General features: G+C 45.4%; 18 protein-coding genes. 12 read left to right on the forward strand and 6 right to left on the reverse strand.

Annotated elements, in window-relative coordinates; genetic code table 11:
• The first annotated feature begins 19 nt into the window (after nt 1–19).
• From WKT17_RS01735 to WKT17_RS01750, 4 genes are all read left to right on the forward strand, one after another.
• On the forward strand, nt 20–1933 hold the full coding sequence (locus tag WKT17_RS01735) for a glycogen operon protein GlgX (protein ID WP_180211070.1): 1914 nt from the start codon (nt 20–22) through the stop codon (nt 1931–1933).
• The gene (locus tag WKT17_RS01740) at nt 1885–2421 is read left to right on the forward strand and encodes a DUF5662 family protein (protein WP_173747330.1); all 537 of its coding nucleotides are present in this window, start codon (nt 1885–1887) and stop codon (nt 2419–2421) included. Before WKT17_RS01735 ends, WKT17_RS01740 begins: the two co-directional genes overlap by 49 nt.
• A 6-nt stretch (nt 2422–2427) precedes the next feature.
• On the forward strand, nt 2428–3429 hold the full coding sequence (locus WKT17_RS01745; RefSeq protein ID WP_173747331.1) for a hypothetical protein: 1002 nt from the start codon (nt 2428–2430) through the stop codon (nt 3427–3429).
• Nucleotides 3430–3591: 162 nt separating this feature from the next.
• Nucleotides 3592–4548, forward strand: coding sequence for a beta-ketoacyl-ACP synthase III (locus WKT17_RS01750; protein WP_291681733.1), 957 nt, complete (start codon nt 3592–3594; stop codon nt 4546–4548).
• A 68-nt stretch (nt 4549–4616) separates the two neighbouring features.
• Here WKT17_RS01750 and WKT17_RS01755 read toward each other — a convergent pair whose 3' ends face one another.
• The gene (locus tag WKT17_RS01755) at nt 4617–6119 is read right to left on the reverse strand and encodes a tagaturonate reductase (RefSeq protein WP_173747333.1); all 1503 of its coding nucleotides are present in this window, start codon (nt 6117–6119) and stop codon (nt 4617–4619) included.
• Nucleotides 6120–6148: 29 nt separating this feature from the next.
• On the reverse strand, nt 6149–7630 hold the full coding sequence (locus WKT17_RS01760) for a UxaA family hydrolase (RefSeq protein ID WP_173747334.1): 1482 nt from the start codon (nt 7628–7630) through the stop codon (nt 6149–6151).
• Between the two features lie 261 nt (nt 7631–7891).
• Here WKT17_RS01760 and WKT17_RS01765 point away from each other — a divergent pair, with 261 nt between their 5' ends.
• The 6 genes from WKT17_RS01765 to uraA all read left to right on the forward strand — a co-directional run bounded on the left by WKT17_RS01765 (nt 7892) and on the right by uraA (nt 14611).
• Nucleotides 7892–8890, forward strand: a complete 999-nt coding sequence (locus tag WKT17_RS01765; RefSeq protein WP_291681734.1) for a LacI family DNA-binding transcriptional regulator — start codon at nt 7892–7894, stop codon at nt 8888–8890.
• Nucleotides 8891–8920: 30 nt separating this feature from the next.
• Nucleotides 8921–9949: a TRAP transporter substrate-binding protein gene (locus WKT17_RS01770; RefSeq protein WP_291681735.1), complete on the forward strand. Its 1029-nt coding sequence runs from the start codon at nt 8921–8923 to the stop codon at nt 9947–9949.
• A complete protein-coding gene (locus WKT17_RS01775) occupies nt 9949–10452 on the forward strand; it encodes a TRAP transporter small permease (RefSeq protein ID WP_291681736.1) in 504 nt (167 codons plus the stop codon). The genes WKT17_RS01770 and WKT17_RS01775 overlap by 1 nt, the downstream gene beginning before the upstream one ends.
• 16 nt (nt 10453–10468) lie before the next feature.
• Entirely contained in the window at nt 10469–11776 is a 1308-nt protein-coding gene (locus tag WKT17_RS01780) for a TRAP transporter large permease (protein WP_291681737.1), read from the forward strand.
• Between the two features lie 26 nt (nt 11777–11802).
• Complete coding sequence (gene uxaC, locus WKT17_RS01785; protein WP_291681738.1) at nt 11803–13218, forward strand: glucuronate isomerase; 1416 nt, start codon at nt 11803–11805, stop codon at nt 13216–13218.
• 130 nt (nt 13219–13348) lie between these two features.
• Nucleotides 13349–14611 (forward strand): uracil permease, encoded by a 1263-nt coding sequence (uraA, locus tag WKT17_RS01790; RefSeq protein WP_173747340.1) that lies wholly within the window; start codon nt 13349–13351, stop codon nt 14609–14611.
• 73 nt (nt 14612–14684) lie between these two features.
• Here the strand turns inward: uraA and WKT17_RS01795 are convergent, their stop codons facing one another.
• From WKT17_RS01795 to WKT17_RS01810, 4 genes are all read right to left on the reverse strand, one after another.
• Nucleotides 14685–15815, reverse strand: a complete 1131-nt coding sequence (locus WKT17_RS01795) for an aldo/keto reductase (protein WP_173747341.1) — start codon at nt 15813–15815, stop codon at nt 14685–14687.
• Between the two features lie 157 nt (nt 15816–15972).
• Nucleotides 15973–16614 carry a manganese catalase family protein gene (locus WKT17_RS01800; RefSeq protein ID WP_294459503.1) on the reverse strand — a complete coding sequence of 214 codons (642 nt, stop codon included), beginning with the start codon at nt 16612–16614 and terminating at the stop codon, nt 15973–15975.
• Nucleotides 16615–16617: 3 nt separating this feature from the next.
• Nucleotides 16618–16890, reverse strand: coding sequence for a spore coat protein CotJB (locus WKT17_RS01805; RefSeq protein WP_173747343.1), 273 nt, complete (start codon nt 16888–16890; stop codon nt 16618–16620).
• Nucleotides 16887–17168, reverse strand: a complete 282-nt coding sequence (locus tag WKT17_RS01810) for a spore coat associated protein CotJA (protein WP_226853432.1) — start codon at nt 17166–17168, stop codon at nt 16887–16889. Before WKT17_RS01810 ends, WKT17_RS01805 begins: the two co-directional genes overlap by 4 nt.
• A 190-nt stretch (nt 17169–17358) precedes the next feature.
• Here WKT17_RS01810 and WKT17_RS01815 point away from each other — a divergent pair, with 190 nt between their 5' ends.
• Together WKT17_RS01815 and WKT17_RS01820 are read left to right on the forward strand one after the other, a co-directional pair.
• The gene (locus WKT17_RS01815) at nt 17359–17577 is read left to right on the forward strand and encodes a cation transporter (protein ID WP_173747344.1); all 219 of its coding nucleotides are present in this window, start codon (nt 17359–17361) and stop codon (nt 17575–17577) included.
• A 123-nt stretch (nt 17578–17700) separates the two neighbouring features.
• The gene (locus WKT17_RS01820) at nt 17701–19587 is read left to right on the forward strand and encodes a heavy metal translocating P-type ATPase (RefSeq protein ID WP_291683359.1); all 1887 of its coding nucleotides are present in this window, start codon (nt 17701–17703) and stop codon (nt 19585–19587) included.
• The last annotated feature ends 5 nt before the right edge of the window (nt 19588–19592 follow it).

Below are 19592 nucleotides of genomic sequence, written 5' to 3' on the forward strand. Positions count from 1 at the left end.
AGAGAAATGAGGTGACGGCATGAACAGCAAAAGGATAGAGACAGAAGAAAAAATACAGGCAGTACCGGGAATCCCATGCCGCCCGGGTATAGAAAGAAAAGGGAGAACTTACGTATTTACGGCAGAGGTATTCCCGGAAAGCAAGGCAGAACTGTTGCTGTATGAGCGAAAAGACGGAGAAAAAATCCTTACTGTATTTCCTTTTCCGGAGGAAAGCAGACAGGGTAATCTGCTTTCACTTCAAGTTACAGGACTGACGGGCACAGAAGTCTGGTATAATTTCCGTATAGACGGAGTTGTGCGGCAAGACCCTTACGCACAGAGCCTCTGTCATATGCCGGACTTTGGAAAAGCGGGAGAAGAAGAACCTTGCTGCAGATATAAAGAAGATAAATTTGTATGGACAGACAGGGAATTTCGGCCAAAAACTCTGTCAGATACTATTTTATATAAGGTACAGGTGCGCAGTTTTACCATGCACAGAAGTTCCAAAGTGAAGAAAAAAGGCACATTCGCAGGTCTGGAGGAAAAGATTCCCTATCTGCAGGAACTGGGAGTTACCAGTGTGCTTTTAATGCCTGCTTATGAGTATCGGGAGCGTATGGGATTACAGACCAGAAGCAAAAAATATTCCTGCGCGCCGAAGCAGGAGAAGGAGGATGTCTGGCGGGTAAACTGTTGGGGCTATACGGGGGAGGCCTGTTACTTTGCTCCAAAGGCGGCATTTTCCGCCACGGCCAGCCCGGTGAAAGAATTTAAACATCTGGTAAATGCCCTTCACAGCGCCAATCTGGAATGCCTCATGGAATTTTATTTTGAAAAGGAGACAGCGCCCTCCACGATACTGGATATTCTGCGCTACTGGAAAACCGAGTACCATGTGGATGGATTTCACCTTATGGGAGAAGACATTCCCCAGGCCTTGTTTATGAAAGACGCGCTTCTGGCGGGAAGCAAACTGTTTTTTCACGATGTGGATGGAGAGACCATTCTGAACCGGGAAAAGCCTTTTTATAAAGGGGCGGCAGAATACAATGAAGGATTTCTCTACTGTATGCGCCGTCTTCTGAAGGGAGAAGAGGGCATGATGGAGGAGTTCATGTTCCGCAGCAAAAGAAATCCCCTTTGCAGCGGCGTCATTAATTATGTGGCAGACCAGGACGGGTTCACCATGATGGATATGGTATCTTATGAGGAGCGGCACAATGAGGCAAACAAAGAAAACAATCAGGACGGTATCGAATACAACTGTACCTGGAACTGCGGAGCGGAAGGCCCTACCAGGAAACAAAGTATTCGGAAGCTGCGGCTGCAGCAGCTGAAAAATGCCTTTGCACTTCTTTTGTCTGCCCAGGGGACGCCGCTGATTTATCAGGGAGATGAATGGGGCAATACCCAGAAGGGAAACAACAATGTCTGGTGTCAGGACAATGAATTGGGCTGGATAGACTGGAGCGGCATACAGCGCAGCGAGCCGATTTTTACCTTTGTGAAAAAAGCCATTGCCATTAGGAAAGAAAACAGCGTTTTTCATATGGACGAAGAGCCAAGAGGTATAGATTACCAGGCGCTTGGGTATCCTGATATTTCTTATCACGGCAATCAGGCCTGGTATGTTCCTAAGGAAAAAAGCCTTCGCTGTCTGGGTGTGATGTACTGCGGAGATTACTGCGGGCAGGAACGGGAGTTTTTGTTTTTGGCGGTAAATTTCCACTGGGTGGCTCATGAAATTGCACTTCCGGGCATACCGGGAGAAATTATCTGGAACATGGTTATGCGGACAGACCAGGAAGAGAACGGAGGGGTCCATAAAGCAGAGGATAAGACCCTGCTGGTTCCTCCCAGGACAATTATGATTTTAAAAGGAAAGCAGGACGAAAAGACATGCGGAGCTGGGAACATTTTAAGACGATTACAAGGCACAAGCTTTTAGTGATGAAATATTGCTTTAAAATAGGACTTTACAAACAGGGGCTTCTTCACGATTTGTCCAAGTATTCCTGGACAGAGTTTTCCGTGGGTTGTAAATATTATCAGGGCAATCGGAGTCCCAACAATGCAGAGCGGGAAGCAACCGGGCTCTCCACCTCCTGGATACACCATTATGGGAGGAACAAGCATCATTTTGAACACTGGGTAGATTATGGCATTGACTGCAATACCGTTATCCGGGGCGTGCCCATGCCGCGGAAATACATTGCAGAAATGGTTATGGACCGCATTAGCGCCTCCCGGAATTATCATCCGGATACGTATACAGACGAGGCGCCTTTGCAGTATTTTCTGGCCAGCAAGGAAAAACTGTGGTTTGTCCATGAGGACACCAACCGGGATTTGGAACAGCTGCTTCGCATGCTGGCGGAAAAAGGCGAAAAGGAAACACTGAAATATATTAAGCATGTATATCTGAAAGGAATGTAAGGATTTATGAATATACAGATATCACAGGTACTGGAACGTATGAAGGAGTATTGGGATACAATTCCACAGCAGTATATGGTGGTGATTTATCTTGCGGGGGCAGTTTTTGCACTTTTGAACTGTTTCATGGGCTATCGGCTTCGCAAAGTCTGGGGCTGTATCCTGGGAATTCTGGCAGGAGCCGGAGGCGGCGGAGCTGCAGGATACTATTTCCTGCAGGACAAAGTGATGGCTCTGGTCTGCGGTGCGGCAGGAGCTTTGATTTTTGGGCTTCTGGCCTGGCTGCTTTATAAGTTCGGCGTTTTTTTCATGTGTACCGGGCTGGTTTACGCTCTGATACTCACCTTCTTTGAGGATGCATCTCTGACCCAGCATATCATTGCACTGGTGGCAGGCGTTTTTGCAGGAACGCTGGCTCTGGGATATGAAAAGCAGATGGTTATCGGAATTACGGCAGTCTGCGGCGGTATTGGAGGGATTCATCTGCTCTTTGCCATGATGGCAAAAAATACAGGCGGGGAGTTGGTGCTGGGCATCATACTGGCTGTTATCGGAGCTGCAGTACAGGCAGCGCCGCTGATGAAAGGAGAGGACTGGGAAGCAAAAGTATTTCACCTTCCTTCCGGCAGCAGGAAGAAGAGAGGCGGACTTCCCACAGGAAGGAAGAAGAAAGTTGTAAAGAAAACGAAAGTAGTTCAGAAAGGTTCCGCAAAGAAAACGGCAAAGGACAAGGCGCTTGAAAAACGGAGAAGTATTTTTACGGATGATGATTATGATGACGGAGATTATGACAGCGATTATCAGCCGCCGGAAGAAGAAGCTACAGACAGAGGTGACAGGGAAGACCTTGACAGAACTCAGGAGTACCAGGTGGGACAGCGGCAGTACGAGCCAAGGGAAAAGCAGCAGATACCTTATATGGGAAGCGGAATCGGTATTGATTTGGATGATTTGAACCGGGAGTTATCTCAGGAAATTAAAAAGATATACAAGGACGACAGCCAGTGAGGGGGTCGTCCTTTTTTTAACATTTTTCAGAGAAGATAAGAGAGGAACGTAAGAAGGGGAAAAGAATTGACAAAAGACAGAAAGAAAGGTATACTGAATACAATAGTTTGAAATACAAAATATTTGAAATAGAAATAAAATAACAGAAAGAAAGGAAAAAACATGGCAGAACAGAGAACAGGAAGAATTACAGGAACAGGAAGCTGTGTTCCGGATTTATGTATCACAAATGAAAGGCTTTCGGAACTGGTGGATACCAGCGATGCATGGATTTACAGCCGTACCGGGATACACAGGCGCAGGATTGCAGTAGATGAAACCGTAGCAGATTTGGCGGCAGAAGCAGCCCAAAAAGCCATGGAAAATGCGAAAATTTTGCCGGAGGAGATTGACCTTCTGCTGGTAGCTACCTGCTCTGGAGAAATGCTCTTTCCGGGAACTGCGTGTCAGGTGCAGGCACGTATCGGAGCTGTCCGTGCGGCAGCCTTTGATATGAATGCGGCATGCTCAGGGTTTCTCTTTGCCCTGGGCACAGCCTGGGCCTATTTAAAAAGCGGGCTTTATGAAAAGATTCTTGTGATTGGGGCAGAGAAGCTGTCCAGGCTGCTGGACTGGGAGGACCGCAGCACCTGTGTGCTCTTTGGAGATGGGGCAGGGGCTGTAGTGTTGGAAGCAGACGGGAAAGGTATTGTGGGAATGGTACAGCATGCAGACGGCAGCAGAGGACAAGTGCTGACCTGCCCGGAAGGCCATAAAGCAGCTGAGAACAGCAGCAGTCTGGAAATGGAAGGGCAGGAGGTCTTTAAATTTGCCGTGAAAAAGGTGCCCCAGTGTATCGAAGAAGTATTGGCACAGAACGGCACGGCAAAAGAAGACATCCGGTATTATATTCTCCATCAGGCGAACAGCCGGATTCTTTCTGGTGCGGCAAAGCGGCTGCAGGAGCCGGAGGAAAAGTTTCCCATGAACATGGAGGAGTATGGAAATACCTCTGCGGCCAGTATTCCTCTTTTGCTGGATGAACTGAACCGGGAGGGAAAACTGCAGAGAGGGGATAAGCTGGTGCTTTCCGGATTTGGAGCAGGGCTTACCTGGGGAGCCCTGTTACTGGAGTGGTAATAGTAAAAGGCCGCTGCACAAAACCGGATGGATTTCGTGCGGCAGCCTTTTTGCAGCTTGCATATGGTTTAGTTCAGGCAGTTTTTCATTTCTTCGTATGTTCCGTGTGCTTCAATGTTTTCTACAATGGCAGCAACTTCTGCTTCAAATCCCGGGATTTCGGTTAAATCCTTGCCCCAGAATTCTGTGTTGGTGCAGACTGCATGTACCAGGTCTTTTGCGCTGTCTTCTTTGTGTGCGTAGTAGAATTCCAGTACGGCCCGGTCATCGGAAATCGTGTAAGTATCCCCGTTTGGACGCTTTGCTACAAGTCCTGCGTCGGTCAGTTCGGTTCCGCGGTAGAAGGAGATGTAGAATGCAAAGGAAGCTGTAATGCATTTCGGCAGCTTGTTAAATTTGCTTACATAACCTTCTAAGGACGGCATAACGCGGGCTCTCCACTTGGAAGTAGAGTTCAGGGAAATGGACATCAGCGCGTGGTCAATGAACGGGTTTTTGAAACGCTCTGTGACAGCAGCAGCGAAGTCCTTGCAGTCTTCCTCAGAAAGAGACAGGGTTGGAATGATTTCATCGTAAATGGTCTTGTTCATGAAGTTTAAGATTGTTTCATCATGCATACAGTCTCTTACAATATCCTGTCCTGCCAGGTAAGCGCCTAAAACCATGGAAGTGTGAGCGCCGTTTAAGATACGGACTTTTCTCTGTTTGTATGGTTTGTGGTCGTCTGTAATCAGTACAGGAAGTCCTGCTTCGGCAAATGGAAGTTCTTTTTTCAGAGATTCCGGCCCTTCGATAACCCAGAAGCCGAAAACCTCTCCGGTGTCGATGATGTTGTCTTCGTAGCCGTTTGCTTCGTTGATGGCAGCAGCTTCATTTCTTGGGAATCCGGTTACAATACGGTCTACTAAAGTAGAGCAGAAGATGTTTTCGGTTTTAATCCAGCGAATGAAATCTTCGCCCAGGTTCCACTGCTGTGCATAGGTGAGCACACATTTTTCCAGCTCTTTTCCGTTGTTGTCAATGAGTTCGCAGGCCAGAATCACAAAGCCTTTTCCGGCTTCTTTTCCGAATTTTTCAAATCTGTGGTATAAGAACTGAGTCAGCTTTGCAGGATAGCTGGCCGGCGGTGTGTCTGTAAACTGGCAGGAGGGGTCATAGGAAATACCTGCTTCTGTGGTGTTGCAGGTGATGTAGCGCAGTTCCGGATTTTCTGCACAGGCCATAACTGCTTCGTAGTCACTGTAAACATTTAAGCAGCGGCTGACACAGGAAATGACGCGCTTGTCATTTACTTTCTGTCCGTTTTCAAAACCTCTTAAATACAAGGTATACAGACCTTCCTGTTCATTGATGACATCAGCCAGGTTAAAACCGCCATGGTTGGCGATTGGCTGTACCAGAACGACCTTGCTGTTAAAACCTGCTTTTTCGTTCATCATGTCAATAAAGTAGTCCACAAAAGCACGAAGAAAGTTGCCTTCTCCGAACTGCAGTACCCGTTCCGGTGCGTCTTTTAACAGGTATCCGTTGTAACCCTGTTCTTCCAGTGTCTGATAGTTTAATTTTTTCATGGTGTTTTCCTCCTGAATTAAAATTTTTATTAAAGAGTGACTCCCTGCTTAAAAATAGCCATATCGTGGAAGCCTGCTTTTTCTGATTTTACTTCTTCTCCGGAAGCAACGGCTGTGACATAATCGAAAAGCTGATTGCTCAGTTCGGCCAGAGAAGTTCCTTCTACCATGGTGCCGCAGTTGAAATCAATCCAGTTATTTTTATGACCGTAGAGGTTGGAATTGCTGGAGATTTTTACAGTAGGTACCGGAGATGCAAAAGGGGTTCCCCTTCCTGTGGTAAAGAGGACAATGTGTGCGCCGGAAGCAGCCAGTGCGGTAGAAGCTACCAAATCATTGCCCGGTGCGCTTAACAGGTTCAAGCCTTTTTCTTTTACCGGCTCCCCGTAGGAAAGGACGCCTCTTACAGGGGCAGAGCCGGATTTCTGGGTACAGCCCATGGACTTGTCCTCTAAAGTAGAGATACCGCCCTTTTTATTCCCCGGAGAGGGATTTTCGTAAATGGTCTGCTTGTGGCTGGTGAAATAGTTCTTAAAGTCATTAATCAGATGTACGGTTTTGTCAAAGAGTTCTTCGTTTTCACAGCGGTTCATGAGAAGCGTTTCTGCGCCGAACATTTCCGGAACCTCTGTGAGAATGGTGGTGCCTCCTTTGGATATCAGCAAGTCGGAGAAAGCGCCCACGACCGGGTTGGCCGTGATACCGGACAGTCCGTCTGAGCCGCCGCACTTCATGCCGATAATCAGTTCGCTGCAGCTAATAGGTTCTCTTTGCGCCTTTCCTGCGTAGGCAGCCAGTTCCTCCATCAACTTTAAGGCTTCGGCGATTTCGTCTTCACATTCCTGAGCCACCAGAAATTTTACCCGGTTTTCATCGTAAGGACCGATGAATTTTTTCAGTTCATCAATGTTGCTGTTTTCACAGCCAAGTCCCAGCACCAGCACACCGCCTGCATTGGGGTGGTTGATAAGGTCTGCCAGAATCTGGCGGGTGTTGTCCTGGTCATCCCCCATCTGGGAACAGCCGTAAGGATGAGGGAAGGCAGCAATGGCCTCAATGCTTCCCTGCACAAGGCTCTGGGCTTTTCTTTCAATGGCAGTAGCCACATTGTTGACACAGCCTACAGTAGGGATAATCCAGAGTTCGTTGCGTACGCCTGCCTTGCCGTCTGCACGGCGGTATCCCTGGAAGAACCGTTCTTCGGTAGGAGTAAGGACTGCGTCCTGTTTCTCATATTTATAAGTAAGCAAATCTCCCAGTCCCGTCTTCATATTGTGCACATGAATCCAGGAGCCGGCTTTTACCGCCTCTTTGGTAATCCCAATAGGATAGCCGTATTTGATAACCGGCTGATTTTCAGACAAATCTTCCAGAGCAAATTTGTGTCCCTGAGGAATATCCTCTGTGAGAATCAGTGTCTGATTTTCAATAGTAACTTCTGTTCCTGCCGCTAACGGACAAAGGGCAACTGCAACCTTGTCGGCAGGATGAATTTTGATATATTTCTGCATTTATATTCCTCCTAAAAATATACAAAGCCAGAAATGTAAGGGCTTACATTTAATGTACTGCCGAATCTCGAAAACGTCAATATGAATCTTATAAAAAAACAAAAAATATTAAAATTGCATAAAAAAACGCGTGTAAAATTGTAAAAAATTACAATGATAAAGGTTTTGCATTTTCTATAAAGGTTCGGTATAATAAAAAACAAGATGTAAGGGCTTACATCAAAATCCCGCAAAAAGCGGGAAAAAGAAAGTAGGAATTGTATGAACATCTATGATATTGCCAGGCTTGCAGATGTTTCTATCGCAACGGTTTCCAGGGTCGTCAATGACAGCCCAAAAGTCAGCGAAAAAACAAAGCAGAAAGTGCGGGCAGTCATGGAGGAACAGAATTACACACCTAATGTATTTGCCCGGGGACTTGGACTGAATTCCATGAAAACAGTGGGCATTGTCTGCCCCGATGTGTCAGATGCCTATATGGCAGAATCGGTGGCTTACTTGGAGAAAAGCTTCCGAAACTATGGGTATGACTGTATTCTTTATTGCAGCGGTTATGAATATGAAAGCAAAGTAAAGTCTGTGCAGATGATACTCCGGAAAAAAATTGACGCGCTGGTACTGGTGGGCTCCCACTATGCAGGAGACGGAGGCGAAGAAGACATACGTTATTTAAGCGAAGCTGCAGAGAAAGCTCCGGTTTTTTTAATTAATGGGTATATCCGCTGCCCGGGTGTGTACTGTGTACTGTCTGAAAATTATCAGATTATGTATGACACTGTCTGCGCACTGACAGAGGCGGGCAGACAGCGGATATTGTTTCTCTATGATTCCCATTCTTACAGTGCTACACAGAAACTTTCAGGATATGAAGACGCACTGAGGGACAATGGTCTTCCCGTTGTGGAGGAACTGAAAATTTTTACGGAAAATAAAATAGCCACGGTCAGGGAAAACTTATTATCAAAAGAGGGACTTTCTTTTGATGCAGTGGTAGCTACGGATGACGGGCTTGCGGTGGGTGCATTGAAATATGCAAACAAAAAGCAGCTTCGGGTGCCGGAAGATGTGAATATCGTTGGGTTCAACAATTCAGAACTTGCCGTGTGCTGCGAGCCGGAATTGACTTCTGTAGACAGCCGCAGCGATGCGCTGTGCAAAACAGCCGCAGATTCGCTCATGCAGCTTCTGGAAGGCAAATCCATACGGCATAAGCGTTCTATCAGATGTCATCTGATAAAACGGGGAACAACAAATTTCTAAAACAGAAACAAAAGGAAGGGACAAGGAAGAATGAAAGGTTTAAAAAGAATTTTAGCAGCAGCTCTTTGTGTTACCGTAATTGCGGGCATGTCCGGCTGTGCTTCTTCCGTGACAGGAGGAAAGAGAATTATCCGTATTTCTCATGCACAGTCTGAAACCCACCCGGAACATCTGGGTCTTTTGAAATTTAAAGAGTATGTAGAAGAAAATCTGGGTGATAAGTATGAAGTACAGATTTTCCCAAATGAACTTCTGGGTTCTGCGCAGAAAGCCATTGAACTGACACAGACAGGCGCCATTGACTTCGTAGTGGCAGGTACTGCAAACCTGGAAACCTTTGCAGATGTATATGAGGTTTTCAGTATGCCATATCTGTTTACTTCAGAGGATGCCTATCATGAAGTTATGAATGATACAGATTATATGAACCAGGTGTATGCTTCTACAGACGAAGCCGGATTCCGCGTACTGACCTGGTACAATGCAGGAACCCGTAACTTCTATGCAACAAAGCCAATCCATACACCGGATGACCTGAAAGGCCTGAAAATCCGTGTACAGCAGTCACCAGCCAGTGTAAATATGGCCAAAGCCTTTGGTGCTGCCGCTTCTCCAATGAGTTTTGGTGAAGTTTATACAGCCATTCAGCAGGGTGTTATTGACGGCGCGGAGAACAACGAACTGGCTCTGACTAACAACAAACACGGAGAAGTTGCCAAATACTTCTCTTACAATAAGCATCAGATGGTGCCGGATATGTTAATCGGAAACCTGAAATTCTTAAACAGCTTAAGCGACGAAGAAAGAGAAGTTTTTGAGGAAGCTGCCAGACTGTCTACAGAAGTAGAACTGGAGGAATGGGATGTACAGGTAGAAGAGGCAAAGAAAATTGCCCAGGACGACATGGGTGTGGAATTTATTGATGTGGACATTCAGCAGTTTAAAGACAAAGTAGCCGGTGTGCAGGACGAGATGCTTAAGGAAAATCCGGACATTCAGGATTTGTATGACCACATTCAGGAAATCAACGCGAAATACACAGATAAGGAGGCAGAGTAATGAACGTATTGCATAAAATCCGTAAAGGAATCGACCTGGTATTAAGCTGGGTCTGTGCAGCTCTGTTTGCACTGATGGTAATTGTGGGAACGTATCAGATTGTAGTTCGCTATTTTTTCAATAGCCCAAGTACTGTGTCAGAGGAACTTCTGACTTACAGCTTTACCTGGATGGCGCTTCTGGCTTCCGCTTACGTATTCGGGAAAAGAGACCATATGCGTATGGGATTTATTGCAGACAAATTAACAGGAACACCGAGAAAAGTGCTGGAAATCATAATTGAGATTCTGGTTATGTTTTTGGCAGGCAGTGTTATGGTGTACGGCGGCTGGAATATTATGGGGCTGACCATGACACAGGTGACTGCTTCTTTAGGGGTTCCTATGGGTGTTATCTATACGGTCGTTCCTCTTTCCGGTATTCTGATTGTCATCTACTCTATACTGAATATTGTAGATTTGGCTGCAGGATATGAAAGAGAACAGAGAGAAGTAAAGGAATAAGAGGGAGGAGAAGTATATGAATACAGCAATTATTTCAGGTCTGATTATTTTGGTCTTGCTGGTTATCATGCTGGTTGCCGGTGTGCCCATCGCCGTTGCGTTGGGAATTTCTTCCGTGTGTGCAATTCTTCCGGTTATGGATACCAGTGTTGCAGTTTTAACAGGAGCCCAGAGAATTTTTTCCGGTATCTCCGTATTCAGTTTGCTGGCCATTCCGTTTTTTATTCTGGCCGGAAACATTATGAACAAGGGCGGTATTGCAGTCCGTCTGATTAATCTTGCAAAACTGGTGACAGGACGTACACCAGGTGCTCTGGCACAGACAAACGTTCTGGCTAACATGTTGTTCGGTGCGATTTCCGGTTCCGGTACAGCGGCTGCTTCTGCTATGGGTTCTATTATCGGACCGATTGAAAAAGATGAGGGGTATGACCCGAACTTTTCCACAGCAGCCAACATTGCAACAGCGCCTACAGGACTTCTGATTCCTCCAAGTAACGTTATGATTACCTTTTCTTTGGTGAGTGGAGGAACTTCGGTGGCAGCCCTTTTCATGGCAGGCTATATTCCCGGTATTCTTTGGGGCCTGGCTTGTATGATTGTTATTTATTTTATTGCCAAGAAGAGAAATTACAGAAGCAAACAGAAGTTTACATTTAAAGAAGCCATGAACATTATTTTTCAGGCACTTCCATGTCTGCTGTTGATTATTATTGTAATCGGTGGTATTATTGCTGGTGTATTTACAGCGACAGAAGGTTCTGTGGTTGCGGTTGTATACAGCTTATTGTTATCCTTGTTTGGATACAAATCCATTAAATTAAAAGATATTCCGGCTCTGTTAAAAGACAGTGCGGAGATGACAGGTATCATTATTTTCCTGATTGGTGTGTCCAGCATTATGTCCTGGGTTATGGCCTTTACCAATATCCCGACTCTGGTTTCCAACGGACTTTTAGCTATCAGTGACAGCAAGATTGTGATTCTTCTGATGATTAATATTATCCTGCTGATTGTAGGTACTTTTATGGATATGACACCGGCGTGTCTGATTTTCACACCGATTTTCCTTCCGGTTTGTACCGCACTGGGCATGAATACCATTCACTTTGGTATTATGCTGATTTTCAACCTGTGTATCGGAACCATTACACCTCCGGTTGGAACAACTTTGTTTGTAGGTGTAAAGGTAGGTAACGTTAAGATTGAAACCGTATTCAAACAGCTTCTGGTATACTTTGCCGCAATCTTTGTGGTACTGATGCTGGTAACTTATATCCCTCAGCTGAGTCTGTGGCTGCCTGGCCTTATGGGATATGTCTAAAATAAATTTATAAGGAGGCTGTTCATATGAAAGCATTTATGGACAAAGATTTTTTACTCAGTACAGAGACAGCACAGGAATTGTATCATAATTTCGCAGCGCAGGTTCCTGTACTGGACTATCACTGCCATATCAATCCTCAGGAAATCGCTGAGGACAGAAAGTTTGAGAACATTACACAGGTATGGCTTGGAGGCGACCATTACAAATGGCGTCAGATGCGTTCCAATGGTGTGGACGAATACTATATCACCGGAGACGCACCGGACAGAGAAAAATTTCAGAAATGGGCGGAAACTTTGGAAAAAGCTATCGGAAATCCGCTGTTTCACTGGAGTCACCTGGAACTGCAGAGATACTTTGGCTACACCGGTGTATTAAACGGAGAAACCGCAGAAGAAGTGTGGAACCTGTGCAATGCCAAATTGCAGGACGATTCCATGAGTGTAAGAAACCTGATTAAACAGTCAAATGTAACATTGCTTTGCACTACAGATGACCCCATTGATGATTTGAAATGGCACAAGGTTATCAAAGAAGATGAAACTTTTGATGTACAGGTGCTGCCTGCATGGAGACCGGACAAGGCTACCAATGTGGAAAAACCGGATTTCGTAGAATACCTTGGCAAACTGTCCCAGGTTTCCGGTGTGGAAATCAAAACGTTTGCAGACTTAAAAGAAGCCATTGCAAAGAGAATGGAATACTTTGACAGCATGGGCTGTTCTATTTCTGACCATGGTCTGGACTATGTCATGTATGCACCGGCCAGTGACGAAGAAGTAGAAAGAATTTTTGCAGACCGTCTGGCAGGAAAAGAAATCACAAAAGAAGATGCAGCAAAATACAAAACTGCATTTATGCTGTTCCTGGCAGGAAAATATGAAGAAATGAACTGGGTAATGCAGTTACACTATGGCTGTAAGAGAGATAACAACAAAGCTATGTACGCAAAACTCGGCCCGGATACGGGATTCGACTGTATCAGCAACTTTGCACCGGGCGAACAGCTTGCAGACTTCTTAAACGCAGTCAATGAAGCAAAAAACCTGCCAAAAACGATTTTATACAGCTTAAATCCGGGAGATGACGAATTAATCGGAACGATTCTGGGCTGCTTCCAGAACAGCGATGCTATCGGAAAAATTCAGCAGGGTTCTGCATGGTGGTTCAACGACAACAAAACAGGTATGATGAAGCAGATGACTTCTTTAGCAAATCTGGGTCTTCTGGGCAACTTCATCGGTATGCTGACTGATTCCAGAAGTTTCCTGTCTTACCCAAGACATGAGTACTTCAGAAGAATTATGTGCGAGCTTATCGGCGGCTGGGTAGAAAACGGAGAATATCCAAAGGATATGAAGAATCTGGAGAAAATTGTCAAAGGAATTTCCTATAATAATGCAGTGCGTTACTTCGGATTTGATTTGGAAACAAAATAAAAGACCTCAAAAGGGAAACTGTTTTGCGGCAGTTTCCCTTTTTTGTCGAAAGGGAAAGCATTTTTTTCTGGTATTTTGGAACAATGTATGCTAATATAAGACGAATATTAAAAAGTAAGGGAGAAAAACTGTGGAAAATCGTAAAATTATCCAAGTGGAAGAGAAAGTACCGCCAAAACTTTTGATTCCATTGAGCATTCAGCATATGTTTGCCATGTTTGGTGCGTCTGTGCTGGTTCCGTTTATTTTTGGCATTAATCCAGCCATTGTATTGTTTATGAATGGTGTGGGAACTCTGCTTTTCATTTTGATTACAAAAGGAAAAGCACCGGCCTACCTGGGCTCCAGCTTTGCTTTTATCGCTCCGGCCAGCATTGTTATCAGCAAGTTTGGTTACGAATATGCCCTGGGCGGTTTCGTGGCTGTGGGATTCTGCGGCTGTATCCTGGCACTGGTTATTTACAAATTCGGTTCGGACTGGATTGATGTGGTATTGCCTCCTGCGGCTATGGGGCCGGTGGTTGCCCTGATTGGTCTGGAGTTGTCCTCTACGGCAGCCAGCAATGCAGGGATGTTGGACGAGAAACTGAAAAGCGGCAATGTCATTGTCTTTCTGGTAACGCTGGGTGTAGCCGTGTTTGGCTCTGTGGTATTTCGGAAATTCCTTTCTGTTATTCCTATCCTCATTGCTATTATTGCCGGTTATGTTGCAGCCATTGCCTGCGGTATCGTAGACTTTACTGCAGTGTCAGAGGCTTCTCTTTTTGCATTGCCGAATTTCAGCACACCGAAGTTTGACATGCAGGCCATTGTCATTATCCTTCCGGTGATTCTGGTTGTAACTTCCGAGCATATCGGACACCAGATTGTAACAGGAAAAATCGTGGGAAGAGATTTGCTGAAAAATCCAGGTCTGCACCGCTCGCTGTTTGCAGATAACTTTTCTACCATGATATCCGGTTTTATCGGCTCTGTGCCCACAACCACCTATGGGGAGAATATCGGTGTTATGGCCATGACCCGTGTGTACAGCGTGTATGTTATCGGCGGAGCAGCCGTGCTTTCCATTATCTGCTCCTTTATCGGAAAGCTGACAGCGCTCATCAATACCATTCCGGGTCCGGTTATCGGAGGAATTTCCTTCCTTCTGTATGGTATGATTGGTACTTCCGGTATTCGTATTCTGGTAGACGGAAGAGTGGATTACGGCCGTTCCAGAAACCTGGCGCTTACCTCTGTAATTTTTGTCACAGGACTTTCCGGAATTACGGTGAGCATCGGAGAAATCGAATTAAGAGGCATGGTACTGGCCTGTATCGTGGGTATGGCACTGAGCCTTATCTTCTATGTACTGGATAAGCTGAAGCTGACCAATGACAGGGAAGAAGCATAAAGGTTTACTATTTATATGGAGGAAACAGAAAAGACACTTCGCGATGAGGTGTCTTTTTTCTGTGATTTTTTTGCTATTTGTCTAATTCACCCAGTTCCTTTGCTGCTGTTTCCAGATTCTCGCGAATGGAGAGAGCCTGAGGACAGACCGTTTCGCATTTGCCGCATTTTTTACACTGGTCGGCTCTTGCGGATTCTTTCATGTCTGTAAAATAAGCATGCTTTGTTTTGGCATCGTTTCCGTACATGGACCATTCGTTCCAGATACGGAAGTTCCCCGGGATATCTACGCCAAAGGGGCAGGGCATGCAGTAGGCACAGCCGGTACAGCCGTTTTTCGTTCTCTGGCGGATGGCAGCCGCCACATCAGCAACCACTTCTTTTTCCTGAAGAGAGAGAGGTGTAAAGTCTGTAAAGGTGTCCAGATTGTCTTTTACCTGCTCCATGGTGGACATACCGCTCAAAACAACCTTTACGTTTGGTTTGCTGGCCACCCAGCGAAGAGCCCAGGATGCAAGGCTGCAAAGAGGATCAAAGTCTGTAAACCGGACAGAAATTTCCTGTGGAAGAGAAGCTAAAGCGCCGCCTTTTACCGGTTCCATAATGACCAGAGGAATTCCCAGCTCTTCTGTCAGTTCATAGCCCCGGTCACCAGCCTGGATTTCTGTGTCAATGTAATTGTACTGAATCTGACAGAAATCCCAGTCTCTGTAGGTGAGAATCTTTTTAAAGGTATCAAAATCGTCATGGAAGGAGAAACCAAGAAAGCGGATTTTCCCCTGCTGTTTCATGTCCTCCAGAAATGGAATCACACCTAAATCCAGCACCTGCTGCCATTTTTCCTTGTCCAGACAGTGAATCAGATAAAAATCCACATAGTCGGTCTGGAGACGTTCTAATTGTTTGTAAAAAATTTTTTTCACGTCTTCCGATGTTTTTATATCCCACATGGGAAGTTTGGTAGCCAGATAAAAGGATTCCCTGGGGTATTTTTTCAAGGTACGTCCCAGAAAGGGTTCGCTTTCCCCGTTGTGATAGGGGTAGGCTGTGTCTATGTAGTTCACTCCGGCTTTTATAGCGGTGTCCAGAAGTTTTTGGGCTTCTTTTTCGTTAATGGTGCCATCTGTATTCTGGGGAAAGCGCATACAGCCAAATCCCAGAAGAGAGGGAGAGACTCCCAGTTTTTCAAATTTGCGATATTCCATATGTTACCTCCTCATGTGTTGTAGGTTATCGTTCTCTTTATTTTATCATTGTATGAGAAAAAAGGACAGATAGAAAAGAAAAATTGTACAGGAAAAAATAAGAAACAGGCAGATATAGGAAAAGGATATACCCGCCTGTTTTTGAAATATTTTTTAATTATTTGCTGCAGTTACAGGTATTGTCTTTGCAGGATGCCTTACAGGGCATATCAAACGCCGGATTAAAGGCATAGAAGTTGTTGGAATCCAGGTCTTCCTGAACGCTTCTTAAAACTTCACCGAAACGCTGAAAATGAACGATTTCTCTGGCGCGGAGGAATTTGATGGGGGCAATGACATCAGGGTCATCAATCAGGCGCAGAATGTTGTCGTAAGTGGTTCGAGCCTTTTGTTCTGCTGCCATATCCTCAAATAAATCCGTGATAGGGTCGCCCTTGGACTGAAATTCACAGGCGTTGAAAGGAATTCCCCCTGCCGCCTGTGGCCAGATACCTACTGTATGGTCCACATAATAGGGGGCAAAACCGGATTTTTCAATTTCTTCCATAGAGAGGTTGCGGGTAAGCTGGTGAACAATGGTGGCTACCATTTCCAAATGCCCCAATTCTTCGGTTCCGATATCCGTCAATGTTCCCATAGCTATCCGGTTGGTCATGGCGAATCGCTGGGACAGATATCGCATGGAGGCGCCCATTTCTCCGTCAGGGCCGCCATATTGGCTGATAATCACCTGCGCTGCTCTGGCATCAGGTTTTTTGATATTGATAGGAAACTGCAGTCGTTTTTCATAATTCCACATCTTTTAACACACTCCTTCCCAAGGCCAGGGCTGCATGACCCAATCCCAGCACTGTCTGCAGTTTTCGCTGTCGCTGTCCAGTGTGAGAGGACCGAAGCGGGCTGCATATTCTTTCAGAAGCTCTTTCCGGAGCGCTGTATTTTCACAAAAATAAGCCATAGCATCGTCGTCGTCCGGGTGGGTATCCAGATAAAGAGTCATGTCGTTCACTGCGAAACTGACCTGGTTAATCATAGAGAAAAGTTCCGCCTGAGAACAGGAACGGGGATTTTTCATCGTCTGACACCTCGCTTTCCGCAAAATGGTTTGCAAAGTTCCGGAAAAATAGTACCCATGGGAAATGCTTTGCATAAATCAAAAACAGTAGAGAACTGCTGGCAGGGAACATAGGCCATAGTAAGAGGCAAATGGTCCGCATGTGTGTAAATTCCTGTATTGTCTACCCGGTCTGAGCAGCCGCAGCCTGAAGAAACCGGAGCGCTTTTCCGGACAGCCTCACGGGGCATAACCCGGCAGGAACGGCAGGCATTATAATGCATTCGATAATTATCCATGATTCAAACCTTTCTGTCTATGTTTTCACAGAACAAAGAGAGAGTTCTGTTACATTCTTATTTTATGGCAATCTGGTAAAAAAGTGAGAAAAAGTATTGACTTTTTGGATAACATCCATTATAGTACAAATATAGATTAAACAAATGTTTAATTGTTAAAGAAATATTGAATGAGAAAGGAGTACTTATCATGAAAAAAACTTATAAAATCGAAGTAGACTGCGCAAACTGTGCAAATCTGATGGAGGAAGCTGCAAAGAAAACAGCCGGTGTTGCAAATGCAACGGTAAACTTCATGGCACTGAAAATGATTGTGGAGTTTGAAGAAGGCCAGGAACCGAAAAAGGTTATGAAAGAAGTTTTAAAGGCATGTAGAAAAGTAGAGCCTGACTGTGAAATTGAGTTTTAAACAAAGATGATAAGGGTGTGGGGATGCTGCGGTAAGTGCATCCCCTTCAAAATTTAAAAAAGATAAGAAATTCCTATACAAAAAAAGTAGATATGGGATATAATAAAGCGAAAGGAGAAAATTATGAGTAAAAAGCAGAAAAAAATGCTGATACGAATTGTGATTACGGCTGTGATGGTTCTTATTCTGCAGTTTATATCTGTGTCGGGTCTGCTGCAGCTGGCTTTGTATCTGGCTGCTTACCTGATAATCGGATATGATATTTTAAGAAAAGCGGGGAAGGGAATTTTAAACCGCCGGGTATTTGATGAGAACTTTCTTATGGCCATTGCCACAGTAGGAGCTTTTGCTCTGGCAATTTATTCCGGAAGCGGAGATTATAACGAAGCCATTGCGGTTATGCTGTTTTACCAGATTGGTGAATTGTTCCAGAGTTATGCAGTAGGCAAAAGCCGGAGAAATATCAGTGCACTTATGGATATCCGGCCGGATTATGCCAACATAGAGCGGGACGGGAAATTGGAAAAAACAGACCCGGACGAGGTGGCTGTAGACAGTATTATTGTGGTGCAGCCGGGAGAAAAAGTACCTCTGGACGGCATTGTTTTAGAGGGAACTTCCAGCTTAAATACCAGCGCTCTGACGGGAGAAAGTCTTCCAAGGGATGTAAAAGCGGGCGACGAGATTATCAGCGGCTGCATTAATATGACGGGCGTGCTGCGAATCAGAACCACAAAGGAATTTGAGGAATCTACAGTTTCTAAAATTCTGGAACTGGTGGAAAACTCCAGTTCACGGAAATCCAAATCCGAGAACTTTATTACCAAATTTGCCAGAGTTTATACGCCGGCTGTCTGCTATGGAGCCCTGGCTCTTGCCGTGCTTCCGCCGCTGATTCAGCTGCTGTTTCTGGGGCAGGAGGCTGCTTGGAGCATGTGGATTTACCGTGCGCTGACTTTCCTGGTTATCAGCTGTCCCTGTGCACTGGTTATCAGTATTCCGCTCAGTTTTTTTGCCGGTATCGGCGGAGCCAGTAAAGCGGGTGTACTGATTAAAGGTTCGAATTACATGGAAACACTGTCTCAGGCGAAATATGTGGTTTTTGATAAAACAGGAACTCTGACCCAGGGAGTCTTTGAGGTCACGGGAATTCATCACAATAAGATGGAAGAGGCCAAGCTTTTAGAATATGCCGCTTTGGCAGAATGTGCGTCTTCTCATCCTATCAGTAAGAGTCTTCAGAAGGCTTATGGAAAAGAAATTGACAGAAGCCGGGTAGAGGACATTCAGGAAATCAGCGGAGAAGGAATCCTGGCAAAAGTAGACAAAAGAGAAGTGGCAGCCGGAAACAGTAAGTTAATGAAACGTCTGGGAATTGCATATCGTGACTGTCACAAAGTGGGAACCATTATTCATATGGCTGTGGACGGGGCTTATGCGGGACACATTGTAATTTCCGATGTTATAAAGCCAAATGCGGAAAAAGCAGTCAAAAGGCTGAAAAAATCAGGCGTGGAAAAAACCGTTATGCTCACCGGAGATGCGAAAGCAGTAGCCGAACAGGTTGCGGAAACACTTGGGATTGATGAAGTTTACAGCGAACTTCTGCCTGCAGGAAAAGTGGAAAAGGTAGAAGAACTGTTGGCGAAGAAAGGGACAAAAGCGAAGCTGGCCTTTGTGGGAGATGGTATCAATGACGCTCCGGTGCTGACACGGGCAGATATCGGAATTGCCATGGGCGCCATGGGCTCTGATGCAGCCATTGAAGCTGCAGACGTGGTATTGATGGATGATGACCCGATGAAGATTTCAAAGGCCATCCGGATTTCCAGAAAATGTCTGGGTATTGTATACCAGAATATTGTGTTTGCCCTGGTGATTAAATTTGCCTGTCTGGGACTGGGGGCCCTGGGAATTGCCAATATGTGGTTTGCCATATTTGCTGACGTAGGCGTTATGGTGATTGCGGTACTGAATGCCATCCGGGCTCTGCGCGTGCAGAATCTTTAGTACAA

It is taken from the genome of Blautia sp. HCN-20427, from assembly GCF_037890365.1.
In the GTDB taxonomy this organism is placed as follows: Bacteria; Bacillota; Clostridia; order Lachnospirales; family Lachnospiraceae; genus Blautia.

What these genes read in the sequence shown, in the direction of transcription:
- WKT17_RS01735 (WP_180211070.1), top strand. Translation starts at nt 20, where the DNA reads ATGAACAGCAAAAGGATAGAGACAGAAGAAAAAATACAGGCAGTACCG.
- WKT17_RS01740 (WP_173747330.1), top strand. Translation starts at nt 1,885, where the DNA reads ATGCGGAGCTGGGAACATTTTAAGACGATTACAAGGCACAAGCTTTTA.
- WKT17_RS01745 (WP_173747331.1), top strand. Translation starts at nt 2,428, where the DNA reads ATGAATATACAGATATCACAGGTACTGGAACGTATGAAGGAGTATTGG.
- WKT17_RS01750 (WP_291681733.1), top strand. Translation starts at nt 3,592, where the DNA reads ATGGCAGAACAGAGAACAGGAAGAATTACAGGAACAGGAAGCTGTGTT.
- WKT17_RS01755 (WP_173747333.1), bottom strand. Translation starts at nt 6,119, where the DNA reads ATGAAAAAATTAAACTATCAGACACTGGAAGAACAGGGTTACAACGGA.
- WKT17_RS01760 (WP_173747334.1), bottom strand. Translation starts at nt 7,630, where the DNA reads ATGCAGAAATATATCAAAATTCATCCTGCCGACAAGGTTGCAGTTGCC.
- WKT17_RS01765 (WP_291681734.1), top strand. Translation starts at nt 7,892, where the DNA reads ATGAACATCTATGATATTGCCAGGCTTGCAGATGTTTCTATCGCAACG.
- WKT17_RS01770 (WP_291681735.1), top strand. Translation starts at nt 8,921, where the DNA reads ATGAAAGGTTTAAAAAGAATTTTAGCAGCAGCTCTTTGTGTTACCGTA.
- WKT17_RS01775 (WP_291681736.1), top strand. Translation starts at nt 9,949, where the DNA reads ATGAACGTATTGCATAAAATCCGTAAAGGAATCGACCTGGTATTAAGC.
- WKT17_RS01780 (WP_291681737.1), top strand. Translation starts at nt 10,469, where the DNA reads ATGAATACAGCAATTATTTCAGGTCTGATTATTTTGGTCTTGCTGGTT.
- uxaC (WP_291681738.1), top strand. Translation starts at nt 11,803, where the DNA reads ATGAAAGCATTTATGGACAAAGATTTTTTACTCAGTACAGAGACAGCA.
- WKT17_RS01795 (WP_173747341.1), bottom strand. Translation starts at nt 15,815, where the DNA reads ATGGAATATCGCAAATTTGAAAAACTGGGAGTCTCTCCCTCTCTTCTG.
- WKT17_RS01800 (WP_294459503.1), bottom strand. Translation starts at nt 16,614, where the DNA reads ATGTGGAATTATGAAAAACGACTGCAGTTTCCTATCAATATCAAAAAA.
- WKT17_RS01805 (WP_173747343.1), bottom strand. Translation starts at nt 16,890, where the DNA reads ATGAAAAATCCCCGTTCCTGTTCTCAGGCGGAACTTTTCTCTATGATT.
- WKT17_RS01810 (WP_226853432.1), bottom strand. Translation starts at nt 17,168, where the DNA reads ATGGATAATTATCGAATGCATTATAATGCCTGCCGTTCCTGCCGGGTT.
- WKT17_RS01815 (WP_173747344.1), top strand. Translation starts at nt 17,359, where the DNA reads ATGAAAAAAACTTATAAAATCGAAGTAGACTGCGCAAACTGTGCAAAT.
- WKT17_RS01820 (WP_291683359.1), top strand. Translation starts at nt 17,701, where the DNA reads ATGAGTAAAAAGCAGAAAAAAATGCTGATACGAATTGTGATTACGGCT.